Here is a 12,880-nt window from a genome sequence, read left to right on the forward strand (position 1 = left end):
CGACGTGGCCATCGCCCCGCACTGGCGCACCGCCCCGATCAGCCCGTCAACAAAGACACCCGCGAAGCCAGGCCACTAAGTCACTGGTATTGAGGTTAGCCTCGCGCTTTCGCGCGCCCAGCAGACTCGGAGGTCTTCGTGTTGTAGCTGATCTTGAGTCGTAAGCTCGTTGTCGCCTGCCGGTGGAAGTCCGGTCCGGGTAGCTGCCAGGAGGCCCGGTAGCAGACTGGCGGCGCCGGGGGGAAACGCCCGGTGTCGAAGCCCAGTGTCGAAAGCCCTGTAAGGGGGAGCAAAGCAGCGGTCCGTAGCATCACGCGAAGCCTGCGGCGTCGTTAGAGGCCCGCCTCTCGGGGCGGGGACAGGGAGTGCCGAGCCCCCGAAATCAGGGCGAAGGCCATGGAAGCGGCGAAGGTCCTGGAGATGCAGCCGTGAAGGACTCCCCGGCGTATGGGGCATGGAACGTTGCGACGGTGACAGCGGGAACTGGGGAGGCCCTCCCCGGCCCGGCGGCCTGCGGACAGGTGCTGCCGGAAGCTGCGCGTCCTATAACCGGGTGATCCCCGGGAAGTGGGCGCGGGCCGGGTGGGCGTCGGAGGCGGCCGTAGTACCGCGACGAGCCGGCGGACAACACAACCGCCGGCCAGGGAAGGGCCGCTGCTTCGTCGGTGCGCAGGTTGTCTGGAGGGGCTTGGTGAGTGCCGTTTCGGCTAGTTCCGCCACGTCGGGATCCCTGAAGCTGGATCCGGTCCGAGCCTTGCAGCATGCGCTCTACCGGGCGGCCAAGGCCGATCCCGGACGGCGGTTCCACGCGCTGGGGGACAAGGTCCACCGCAGGGACGTCCTGAGGCGCGCGTGGGTGACGGTGCGCCGCAACAACGGCGCGCCGGGCATTGACGCCACCACTCTGGCTGAAGTTGAGGAGTACGGCGTTGACCGGCTCCTTGATGAACTGGCCGCGGAACTGCGGGAAGGTCGCTGGCGGCCGCTGCCCGCGCACCGGGTATTCATTCCGAAGCCCGGCACCGCGGAGCAGAGGCCGTTGTCGATTCCCTCGGTCCGCGACCGGATCGTGCAGGCCGCGTTGAAGATCGTGCTCGAGCCGGTCTTCGAGGCCGACATGCTCCCGTGCTCGTTCGGGTTCCGGCCCAGGCGCGGGGCGCACGATGCCCTCCAGGTCCTCGTGGACGAGGCGTGGCGGGGCAGGCGCTGGGTGGTGGAGACGGATATCGCCAACTGCTTTGAGGCGATTGACCACGAGAAGTTGATGCAGGCGGTCGAGGAACGCGTCTGCGACCGGTCGGTCCTCAAGCTCCTGCGCGCGATGCTGCGTGCCGGGGTCATGGAGGACGGACAGGTCCGTCGGCCGGTGTCCGGCACTCCGCAGGGCGGGGTCATCTCCCCGCTGCTGGCCAATGTCTATCTGCACCGGCTGGACCGGGCGTGGGCGACACGGGATCACGGGGTGCTGGTGCGTTATGCCGACGATGTGGTGGTGATGTGCGCCAGCCGCGTGCAGGCCGAAGCCGCACTGGAGCGGCTTCGGAGCCTGCTGGCCGAACTCGGCCTGGAGCCGAAGGCGGCCAAGACCAGGATCGTGCACCTGCGGGTGGGCGGCGAGGGGTTCGACTTCCTCGGCTTCCACCATCGGTGGGTCATGTCCCGGCCGCGCGGTGACCGGCGTCCGGTTGCCTTCCTCGCCCGCTGGCCCTCGAACAGGGCGATGCAGCATGCCCGCGACCGGATCCGTGAACTGACGGACCGGCGCAGGCTGTTGCGGCCGGTCAAGGTCACCGTGGAGGACGTGAACGCGTTCCTGCGGGGCTGGGCTGCGTATTTCCGGTTCGGGAACTCGGCCCATGTCTTCGACCAGATCGGCTCGTACGCGCGGATGCGGATCGGCGGGTTCCTCGCCAAGAAGCACCGGCGCACCAGGAAGTTCGGCTGGGCAGTGGTCGCCTTTGCCGCCGAGGACTCCCTGGGACTGATCGCCCTGCACGGAACCGTCGTTGCACCCAGACCCTTCCGGGACTGGCGGGGCAGGCCGAATGCCGGTGGTGAACGGCGTCGGTGAGCCGTGTGCGGGAGAACCGCACGCACGGTTCGATGCGGCGGGGGCTGGAAACGGAGCGTACGTACTGCGCCACCGCGCCAGCCCCCGACCCTACACGAGGTGGAGTGTCCGAGGCTTGATCAAATAAGCGGAGAGTGCTCCTGACCTGCAACGATGGGACTTGTCTAGGGTCCTGTTGGCTGCACGGAAAGAAGCACTCTCCGGGTGAAGAAGCGTATCGGGTTGTACCCGCGTGTCCGCATCGAGGGCGGCGGCCGGGCGGTGGTCTCGCAGGCCGGGGGCGTGCTGCTGGTCGAGACCGTCCGCAAGGCCGGCTTGGACACCGCGATATCGGCGGCGCTGACGCCGTGGCGGAAGGCTCGGGCGGTGCACGATCCGGGCAAGATCCTGCTGGACGTGGCCCTGGCGGTCGCGTTGGGCGGGGACTGCCTGGCCGATGTCGGCATGCTGCGGGCCGAGCCGGCCGTGTTCGGGCCGGTGGCCTCCGACCCGACGGTCTCCCGCCTCATCGACACCCTCGCAGCCTCCGGCGAGAAAGCTCTGCGGGCCATCCGTGCCGCGCGGGCCGAAGCACGCCAGCGGGCCTGGCAGCTGGCCGACCGGGAAGCGCCTGATGCGGGCGGGTCGGTGACCGTCGATCTCGACGGGGTGCTGGTGATCGCGCACTCGGACAAGGAGGACGCCGCACCCACGTGGAAGCGGACCTACGGGCACCACCCGCTGATGGGGTTCGTCGACCACGGACCGGGCGGCACGGGTGAGCCGGTCGCGGCGCTGCTCAGACCGGGCAACGCGGGATCGAACACGGCCGCCGACCACATCACCGCCGCCCAACTGGCCCTGGCCCAACTGACGAAGAAGTACCGGCGCGGGCGTCGGACCCTGATCCGCACCGACTCCGCGGGCGGCACCCACGACTTCGTCGCCTGGCTCGCCCAGCGGGGACGGTGGCTGTCCTACTCGGTCGGCATGGTGATCACCGAGCAGGTCCACAGCCGCGTGCTGAAGGTTCCGGCATCGGCCTGGACGCCCGCTGTCGAGGCGGACGGTGAGATCCGCGACGGCGCCTGGGTCGCCGAACTCACCGGCGACGTTCTGGACGGCTGGCCGGAGGGCATGCGGCTGATCGTCAGGAAGGAACGTCCGCACCCCGGGGCCCAGTTGCGGCTCACGGACGCGGACGGCATGCGGCTCACCTGCTTTGCCACCAACACCTTGGGCCGGCCGATCGCCGAACTCGAACTCCGTCACCGGCTGCGGGCCCGGGCCGAGGACCGCATCCGCGCCGCCCGCGTCACCGGCCTGCGCAACCTGCCCCTGCACCGCACCGCCCAGAACCGGATCTGGCTGGAGATCGTGCAGATCGCTCTCGAGCTGCTGGCCTGGATGCCGATGCTCGCCCTGACCGGCAAGGCCAGGCTCTGGGAGCCCCGCCGACTACGGCTCCGCCTGTTCACCGCGGCCGGCCACCTTGTGACCACCGGCCGCCGTCGAATACTCCGCCTGGCCCGGCACTGGCCCTGGACCAGCCACATCACCACAGCCCTCAACCGGCTCGCACTCCTGCCGAACCCCGGATGACCAAAGGATTCCCCGTCCCTACGACAGCAGCTCAGCACCCGGAGCAGTGGAACCCCGCGCCACCCCGAGGCGACACTCGGGCCCCGGGCCTGCACAGCCTTCGCCCACGGAACGAAAACGGTCCACCGACTCCGTCGGCGGACCGTCACGAAACTTCGAGGTTAGCTTCCGTCGTAGGCAACCTGCATTCGTATGGTGCCCTTGGCCGTGTGCAGGAAGGCGTCCCCCTGTCCGGCCAGAGCCTCAGCGCCGGTCTCGTCCAGAATGATGCGGCTGTCAGTCGAGGTCTTGACTCTCAGGGCCAGTTGGGCGGGGAAGTTGGAGCGGATGGTTGTCGAGATAACGTCCGCGCTCGGGCGCTGTGTGGCAGCGATGACGTGGATGCCCGCAGCGCGGGCCTTTTGCGTGAGGCGCTTGAGCAGCGCTTCGATTCTCTTCTTCTCTTCGGGATCGCTGGTGAGGTCGGCGTACTCGTCCAGGACGATGACGATCCAGGGCTTTCGGTCTGCTCTATCGACCTTGGCGTTGTACTCGACGAGCTTGCGTGTGCGGATAGCCTTCATGTCCTTGTAACGCACGGTCATCTCTTCGACGGTTTCCTCAAGGATCTCGATGGCATCTGCGGCGTCCATACCGATCGTGCCATCAAGGTGGGGGTCGTCCTCGAAGTCGACAAGCTCGGTGCCCTTGGGATCGACGAGGCGGAGTCGCAGGGTGCTCTTGTCGTACCGGACCAAGCCCTTGAGGATTGTGTCCAGGGCGACAGACTTTCCTGACCCGGTAGTGCCGGCCACCAGCAAGTGCGGTGAGTCCGCTGAGGACAGGTCGATAGCGACCGGGTTGCCTTCTATGTCGGCGCCAAGGGGGGCGATGAGGCTTTCGGGATCGGCCGGGCACTGCTGCCATAGCGCCTTGGCGTCGACTCCGTATTTCTCGTCGTCGATCTTGGGGATCTCGAAGAGCACGGAGCCGCGGTCACTGCGAGTGCGAATGCTGAACCCGGAGGGTAGTGCCAGGGCCAGGAAGATCTCGTCGCGTCGGTTGGTCAGCTTGTCCACAGTGACCCCAGGATTGGGGATGAACCGGAAGATGTAGAAGCCCGGTCCTTCTTGCCACTTGCCTACCTCCGGGGCGGTCACCAGGACCTTGTGGCGAGCGAAGACGTCGACAACCTTGTTGTATCGAAGCCTCAGCTCCTCCTCGGAGAGCCCACCGCGATGAGCCTTCAGGGGGACAGGACGTGCCTCTGTGGCAGGGGGTTGCACAACTACCTTGCTCGGCGTGGTTGCTAGAGCAGTTGCTCCGACAACTTCGAAAGGCGCCGCCGCTTCTTCCGGAGTAGGCAGTTCGGCGGCGCTTCCTGCTGAGGAGGTCTCGACGCCAGTATCGGGGACGTTCACGGTCCCACTGTGGTCCTCAGATACAACAAGGGGGTCGGTGTGGATGGGGTCCTGGTTGGCGCGCAGAGCGCCGATGAGGTTCAGCAGTTCGTGCTTGTTCAGCCTCACCAAGATGTGCTTGCCGAGGCGTCCGACCGCGGGTGCTGATTGATCGTCCTCGGCTGAGACGGCCACGGCAATACCGGTGACTTGACCGAGCTGGACCTGCTCGGAGCGGAGGGCATCAAGAACCTTCGCCTCAACCTGACGGTGATCGTCATTGCCGATCAAGGCGCGAGCTGGAAGGTCTGCCGCGTCCAGGACGTTTCCACTGGTCTGAGCGATTGCGGCGGCAAGCTCATCCAGCCAGAAGGGACGGTCGTGGCGAGCCTCGCCGTCCGAGCGGAAAGCATCCCTGCACAGGTCAGTGGTGCGGTTGAGCTGTTCCTCAGCCGAACCGACGTCGAAGGTCTGGCGGAACTTGGACTCGGCGACCAGGACATCCAGGCGAACCGTGCCGTCGTCCTGGACGGTCAGTACGAACCGGCCCAGATCGGCCCGGGTTTTGTGTCCGCGGCCGAACCAGCGATGGTGCTCGTCGAAGCTAATCCAGGTCACCAGGCTCGTTTCCTGCTCAGAGACGGGAAACTGCTGGTCGATGACGAACCGTGTGGCAACTAGGCCTACGACTTCGTTGACCGTGGTGCCGATACCGAGAGAGCGCAGCACGGCGCCAGGAGCTACGTTGCGACCGACCTCGTAGATCCGCTTGGCGGTGCCCTCGGAATCTTGCGGGGTGACGACACCGATCTGCTCCAGGCGACGGCGCAATCGCTGGACCACGAACTGCCGGCCGGTCTGCGAGCTGACAATGAGGGTGTACGACTCGTTCTTGCCGACATTCGGCTTGACGAGAATGACGTCAGGGCGGTTGCGCAATGCATCGATCTGCTCACGACCAATGAAGCTGTCGAGGGTAACGACCCAGTGGGCTAGGCGGTGCAGATCGGCGAACAAGTCTTGATGCTGGTCGAATTGCACCTGCATTTCGAAGTAGTCGATGCCGTCGACACTCTCCCGTGAGACCGGAGAACGGCGGTCATAGCGCACGCACAAGGTGGACCAGGACTCAAGAGCCTCGTCGGCGGTTTCGGGCAACAGCGCTCTCACGACATTCTCACTGGTCTGAGCCAGATTGTGCGAGGCCGCGTGCTTCCAGGGGTTGAAGAAGCCCGACAAGGATTCCTTCTTTGTGCTCTCTTTGATGCTGGTCTGGGTGCCGAACAGTGCCGGAGCCAGGACGAGGTCTACGGTGTCGTCCAGCCCAGACAGGTCTGCTTTGTGCTCGGGCTCCCATGCCTGCAGGATGAGCTGAACATCGGGCAGGAAGCTGTCCTCGGACATCTCCGCGCCGGAGAAATACAGGTCGAACCCCTGAATGATCTCGTGATGGGTAGCTTGAGGGGCCAGCACGACCAGATCAACCTTCAGACGGGGGTTCTTTGCCCGTACTTGCTTGGCCACGCGCATTGGCAGGACGGGATCGCCGTTGCGGTCCAGAAGCAGTACGCGGAGGCCGTCGAGCTTGTGGGGGTAGGTCGTCAGGTAGTCGGTGATGACGCGGACCATCTCATCGATCGCGGCCTCGTCGACGCTGGAGAGCCATTCTTTAGACTCATTGCCGCCATGGCGGACCGGTGCGTACTCTTCGTGTCCGGCCGATTCCCGCATCGGAATGGCGACCGTGCCGTTCGGCCCGACGAGGACTGCCGGTGTTCCATGTGGAGAGATGCGATCGATAGCGTCGAAGAAGAGATCCTCGTTCTCCTGGTTGAGGCTCAGACCCCCATCTTTGTTTAGGGCTGTCTCAATGCTTCGGGCGGTCTCTGTGTAGTTCCGCGCCAGCCATCGCAGCTTCAGCGGGTGGGTGGCCAGCATCATCATGCGGTGATCGGCCAGCCTGACGACGTCGGTCAGGACGACGGCCTTAAGGTCTTCGTCGGGAGCGTTGTTGGGAACCAGGGCGGTGCGCGCTTCGCGGAGGATGCCTTCCCACTCGCGTACGTAATCGTTGATGTTCCCGGCGTCGAGCCCTTCGCGGAGCCGTGCAAAGTGCTCCCGCTTGAGGTTCTCCAGTTGGCCAGCAAAATGAGGCTGTGGGGCAGATGTAGGCTCGTCGACTTGCCATTGCCGAGGGTCGTTGAACTTCTCGAGGAAGGTGTCAAAGGTCAGATCGCTGGCATGCCCTGGGATGTTTCGCCAGCTGTCGATGAGGGCTGCCAGGGCTATCTGCCCGGGGATACTCAAAGGGTCCCAGCGAAAACGTCGCTGGGCGGCGCCGTCCATCTCGACCAGGAAGCGCAAAGGTGCCCACTCGGTGTTCAGGTCGAATGGCTCCTGGGTTTCGCCGGCCTCCGGCACGGTCGGCTTCGTCACATCCAACAGGCAGTCTTTCACCTCGAGAGTCAGGCGAAGCCCGGTGGAGTCTTGGATGTCACCCAGGGTGCGTGCGTACAGGAAAGCGAACAACCAGCGGCTCCACCGCCCGGCTTCCTGATTGCCTTCAAGTCCGACGACGACGGTGCCTTCCTCTTCGTCGCTGAAATAGGTCAGCTCGCGCAGCAGAGCTCGCAATGGGTCTTGGACGAGCTGAGAGTCCGGGAAGGCAAGCTTCTCAACCTTGCGGCGCGAACGCTTGGACAGCAGGTCGGCCAGTGCATCAGTGCCACTGATGGGAGCCTCGTCAAGGAAGCGCTGTGCGGATTCCTGGTCTCCGCGGTCAAGCCCTTCTTCGATCATCATGGCGTCGAAGTCGTCGACTCGTTCTGCGGCCTTTTTCTCGATCTCTTGTCGTACCTGCTGCCCAAGGCCGATCTTCTTGGACTTCTGCTCGAAGACCTCGAGCCAGAGGGCCAGGTCGTGCCCACATCGTAGCTGACGACGATCTTGCAGATCAGGCCCACTGCGGTTGAGGTTGAGCACAAGGTTGCGCATGCGGGCTTTGATAGTCTCTGAGTCTGCTCCGATGTGAGCCAGAGATTCCTCAGTGAACTCAGACGTGGTGATGCGGTCTATCAGGTCTTCCGCGGCAATTTCTTTGCCGTTGGGCTGCTTGAAGGCACTGACGCAGACATTCTTCTTTATCCGGGCAGGCAGCGCGGCGGGCTTGACGAAGAGGTTTCGGTCCGGGAAGAGACCAAGAGCGGGCAAGGCTTCAGAAATCTCAGCACAGACGACATCAGGGGTGTGGACCCGAGTGGCTACGACCTTCTGCGCAGTCTCGACCAGGAAAGCTGCCCAGCGGTGCAAGGAACGGGAATCCTCATCGGTGACGGCACGCCAGATGTTGGGCAGAGAATCGGCCATAGGGGCCGGAACGGTGCCGCTGCCACCCGCCTCCCGCCATGCGTCTGCCATGAACCTGCCGAATCCGTGCTCGCCGGAGGTGTCATGGTGGTCACCCAGGATTGCGGCATCGTCAAGGACGTTCATGGCCGCAAGGCCCTGTTCATCCGGAGACTGCCCCCACTCGAACAGCAATACCGCCGCGCTCTGCACGGAATTTCGCCACTTGGTCAGCTGGTCTCCCCGATTCAGCAGGAAATCATCAGGTACGCCGTCTATCTGCTCTGACGTGCCGACTTTGACGACCACCTGAAGTTCCGGAGAATTCGACAGTCTCTTGGCCGTGTGACGGAGGGCCTCGGCCACGGTCTGCTGATCGAACCCGCTGACACGCAAGCGGACACGAGCCCCGCTAGATTCAGCGACCTTGCGTAGTGCTTCATCGGCGACGAATCGACCGAGGGCTCGGATGCTGCTGTCGGTCACCGGGGCTCCCCTCGTACCATGCTGGTCGAGTCTGAATACTGAGTGAGCAGGCCGATGGCGGCCAGCTTCCCTTGGAACGCCTTGCCGTTGCGAGCAAGGACTGACGAGTCGATCTCATGAGCCAGCGGGCTCTCAGACGCGACCTTGTTCTCAGTTACTAGGCCGTAGTTCTTGTACAGCAGGGCACAAAACCGGTCGAACTCCATCTCCGTGCCATGCGGGACAGTGGCAGATGCCAGTGCCTCGAGCATGGGGGGCTTCATAGTGAAATGTCGACGCCCGACCGTGGCGTTCAGGGCTCCCACAGCGGCGAGGGTCTCGCTGAAGAATGCTCGGGGCGATGCGACTGCGCTGTCCGTCTCCTTGGTGAATCGCTCGTAACGGCCCTTCTTAGCCTCGTCACCTTCGGCTTCGCTTATCATTTCCTGGGCCTGGATGTTGATCGCGTTGCCGATGTCGTTGCGGAAACTGGCGAGAGCCTTCTGCGACTCGCTGCGCAGCGGGGTCGCCTCGTTGCCGAAGTCCAACAGGATCGAGTCGCTATCGGTAGAACCCAGCTTTCTGCGTGCGAGGTGAAGCTGGTGGCGAGCCAAGCAATAGGGGACCCAGTGCATGAGACTCTCGGTGCGTTTGGCTCTGGGTGTCGCAGTCCGGGCGACGATGTTACGAGCCCCATTTCTCAGCAGGCCAGGCCACGGGCTGAGGTTTTCGTACAGCTCAATGTCTCTTTCTGAATCGTCTTCGTAGGGCTCTTCGTCGTAGTCGAAGTCGTGGGCGCTTAGGGCCTTGGCGAGGTTGCCCAACGGGGTGCCGCTGTCTCGAACGAGGTCTTCCAGTCCCCGTCGCGTAGCCTCCTTGCGGACAGGATCTGGGTCGCTGCGAAGGACCTTGTAGGCCCAGCCCCCACCATCACGGAAGAGATAGCGCTCGATGCTAGGAGCCTTGACCTTGGCAGTTAGCTTGCGGGCCTGTTCACGCTTCTTGGGGGAGGCACCGCGTTGATTGACCTGTCGATCAACTGCGTCATAGTGGATGAGTTCGCCGACGAACGGATAGATGTGCGCCCCGAACCAGCTCGGCTGACTGCGACGCCCAGGGATCTCGACCAACAGGGACGAGAACAGGGCATGGAGCGTCTCCAGCGTCTCGGGGGAGTCCAGCTCGACCGCTTTACCGAGTTCCTCGTTGCCTTCAGCGATGGATGCTTTGGTCGCGATCCGCCGAGCCAAGTCGTGTGAGGTCCTCGTGTAGGCGACTCTGTCTCCGTCGTCCAGCAGTCCTGCGTGCTTCTGTGGGTCCTTCTGATGTGCCAAGTAGACACCGCGGGCGATCGCGAGCATCTCAAGCGAGACGTAAAAGCCGCGGCCCTGCTGTTCAAGATTCACACCGAAGAGGCGACGGACGACCTCTGCCTTGGAGCGATTAGCCATTACGCCCGCACCGACCTGATCTTGTCGCCGACGTCGATCATGAGCTTTCTCATGACATTGCCCACCAGTACCTGGATCTCGTCGTCCTTGTTCGATGAGTCAGCCAGCTCTGCCAGGGATCCGCTCAGTCCACGGATCTCGGCTTCGTGCTGGACCTCGCTACGCAGGCCTGCGGCCCACCGCGTCAGCAACTCGAAGCGCAGAAGATCCACTTCGACCGAGACTGCGGCCTGGTCGGAGTCGACGGCTGGGATACGGATGTAGATGGAGCGGTTGAGCCATTCAACAGCGTTCCGCATCCCTGGGGTGTCGCTCGTGCGTCCTTCCTTCTGCCACTGGGTGACCTGGTCGACCACCTCAACGCCCTTGCTGGACACTCGTCGGGAGATCACGGCTGCGCGGGCGCGATGGGCGAAGAAGGCCGGGTCAAGTATGAGGAAGTCAGGGTTGCTTCCAGCCCGGTGGATACCCTGGACAGCTTCCAGGCCCTTGAGGAAGCGGTCTCGCACTGTGGTGTCTGCCGGATCCCCATCCTTGTTCTGGACACTGACGAAGTCGTCGCCGGCCTGCAGGCCCAGTCGGGCGAACCGGTCTTTGTTGTCGGTGCTGTTGAAGAAGTCAGCCCGCCGCAGGAACGTGTACAACCCCCGCAACTGTTCGGCCTGCTTCTGCGCATCCCGGATCGTACGGGCCTTTTGCAGGAAGCTCTTGGGATCCATGGGAGGGAAGCGGCCGACGGTGTCTGGGTCAAGGCGGTCGTCGACCTGGCGACGAGAGACCTTGCCCGGGTCTAGCTTGCGCAGCGCGAAAAAGGCAGGCACCCGATGGCGTTTTTGCTCGGTCAACACATCGCCGAATAGCGCTTGGTGGTACAGGTGGGGCGCCTGCCACAGTTTGTTTGAGTGCGACCGTTGGTACTTGGCGTGTACGCTCTCGCAAGACAGACCACCGGTAAGCATGTAGCTGATCACTGCTAGCGCTTGTCGGGTTGTGACCACGGCTCCGGTGCGTTCGGCCGCAGCGAATAGGTCCCGGATCGCAGCCCGGCGCTGGGGCCCGTGGGTGGCATCGTTTAGCTCGTTCCGGTTCGCCAGAATTGGGCAGACATCCTGTGCGTCACAGGTCTCACATTGCTTCCACCGCGACCATCGGGGAGTCGTCCACTGCCTTAGAACCCAAGGAACGAAGCCACCGTTGCCGCTTTCGGCTGCTACAGACTGGTAGTTGAGGTTGACAACAATGACTGTGCCATCGAGGCTGCTGACTTGCCCACGGGCGATGCCGTCCGTGAGAGTCCTCACCAGAATTTTGGCGCATCCTGTGCCGCTGTCGTCGAGGTTGTCGTCTTCGGCGACGCACGCACGTAGCTGGCCCTCGTTTGCACAGATAACCGCGACGCCCTCGTCCGGAGGATCGAGTAGCTCGACGAGCTTTTGGGCACCTGCCTTCGCATCAAGTTCGCTGAGATCCCTCAGGATGTACAGGGGGCGCCCGCTGCGTGTCTGGCCGAGAGGACGGCTGGCGTTGCCGGCCTGAGTCAGTTCGTTGAAGATGGCTTTTTTGCGGACATCTAGTGGGATCGTCTCGTCGTCGACCCACAGCTCAAGCAAGAGGCTGGCACACAGGCTCGTCTTGCCATGCCCAGCGTCCCCGGTGAGGACGATAGTCTTTGTGTTCGGTGCCTCGATGACGCTCAGCAGGTAGTCCAGCGTCGCGACGCGGAACAGTGACTGCGTTCGGTCTGCTCGCTCGTAGATCATCTCCGAGGTGTCATCATCGAACGGTTGGTAACTGCGTATCCGTTGGACGTGCTTGTTGACCTCGAGCGGCATGCGGCTGTCCTTCGTCGACCGGGCAAGGAGCGCTGAAAGATTCTAACGGGCAGCGTTGTTGACGGTAGATCAAATATGGTGCCAGCGGACCGAAGTGCGCCTGGTTCGCTAGCCTCGATCTTGCATGACGGTCCGTCGACGGAGTCGGTGGGCCGTTTTCGTGCCGTGGGCTGAGGCTGGGCAGACTGAGGTCCCGAGTGTCGTCTCGGGTGGACGCCGGGTTCCACTGCTCCGGCTGGAGGGTTCTCTCGTAGGGTCGGGTGAATCCGCTGGTCATCCGGGGTTCGGCAGGAGTGCGAGCCGGTCGAGGGCTGCGGTGATGTGGCTGGTCCAGGGCCAGTGCCGGGCCAGGCGGAGGATCCGTCGTCGACCGGTGGTCACGAGCTGGCCGGCCGCGGTGAACAGGCGGAGCCGTAGTCGGCGGGGCTCCCAGAGCCTGGCCCTGCCGGTCAGGGCGAGCAGCGGCATCCAGGCCAGCAGGTCGAGTGCGAGCTGGACGATCTCCAGCCAGATCCGGTTCTGGGCGGTGCGGTGCAGGGGCAGGTTGCGCAGGCCGGTGGCGCGGGCGGCGCGGATGCGGTCCTCGGCCCTCGCCCGCAGTCGGTGACGGAGTTCGAGTTCGGCGATCGGCCGGCCCAAGGTGTTGGTGGCGAAGCAGGTGAGCCGCATGCCGTCCGCGTCCGTGAGCCGCAACTGGGCCCCGGGGTGCGGACGTTCCTTCCTGACGATCAGCCGCATGCCCTTGGGCCAGCCGTC

Annotated in this window: 6 protein-coding genes; 2 read left to right on the forward strand and 4 right to left on the reverse strand. The window is 64.1% G+C overall.

What is annotated here, in order from left to right; all coding sequences use genetic code 11:
- The first annotated feature begins 754 nt into the window (after nucleotides 1-754).
- Nucleotides 755-2,071 carry a group II intron reverse transcriptase/maturase gene (ltrA, locus tag AB0G63_RS38315; RefSeq protein WP_360760286.1) on the forward strand — a complete coding sequence of 439 codons (1,317 nt, stop codon included), beginning with the start codon at nucleotides 755-757 and terminating at the stop codon, nucleotides 2,069-2,071.
- Nucleotides 2,072-2,275: 204 nt separating this feature from the next.
- Nucleotides 2,276-3,652 carry an IS1380 family transposase gene (locus AB0G63_RS38320; RefSeq protein WP_360760289.1) on the forward strand — a complete coding sequence of 459 codons (1,377 nt, stop codon included), beginning with the start codon at nucleotides 2,276-2,278 and terminating at the stop codon, nucleotides 3,650-3,652.
- Nucleotides 3,653-3,813: 161 nt separating this feature from the next.
- Here the strand turns inward: AB0G63_RS38320 and AB0G63_RS38325 are convergent, their stop codons facing one another.
- The 4 genes from AB0G63_RS38325 to AB0G63_RS38340 form a co-directional block, all read right to left on the reverse strand.
- Complete coding sequence (locus tag AB0G63_RS38325; protein ID WP_360760292.1) at nucleotides 3,814-8,862, reverse strand: FtsK/SpoIIIE domain-containing protein; 5,049 nt, start codon at nucleotides 8,860-8,862, stop codon at nucleotides 3,814-3,816.
- Nucleotides 8,859-10,292 carry a hypothetical protein gene (locus AB0G63_RS38330; protein WP_360760295.1) on the reverse strand — a complete coding sequence of 478 codons (1,434 nt, stop codon included), beginning with the start codon at nucleotides 10,290-10,292 and terminating at the stop codon, nucleotides 8,859-8,861. The genes AB0G63_RS38325 and AB0G63_RS38330 overlap by 4 nt, the downstream gene beginning before the upstream one ends.
- A complete protein-coding gene (locus AB0G63_RS38335) occupies nucleotides 10,292-12,124 on the reverse strand; it encodes a hypothetical protein (RefSeq protein ID WP_360760298.1) in 1,833 nt (610 codons plus the stop codon). The genes AB0G63_RS38330 and AB0G63_RS38335 overlap by 1 nt, the downstream gene beginning before the upstream one ends.
- A 273-nt stretch (nucleotides 12,125-12,397) precedes the next feature.
- A partial coding sequence (locus AB0G63_RS38340) for a transposase (RefSeq protein ID WP_360760301.1) occupies nucleotides 12,398-12,880 on the reverse strand: 483 nt, incomplete at its 5' end.

Source organism: Streptomyces sp. NPDC020996 (assembly GCF_040641355.1).
Lineage (GTDB): Bacteria > Actinomycetota > Actinomycetes > Streptomycetales > Streptomycetaceae > Streptomyces.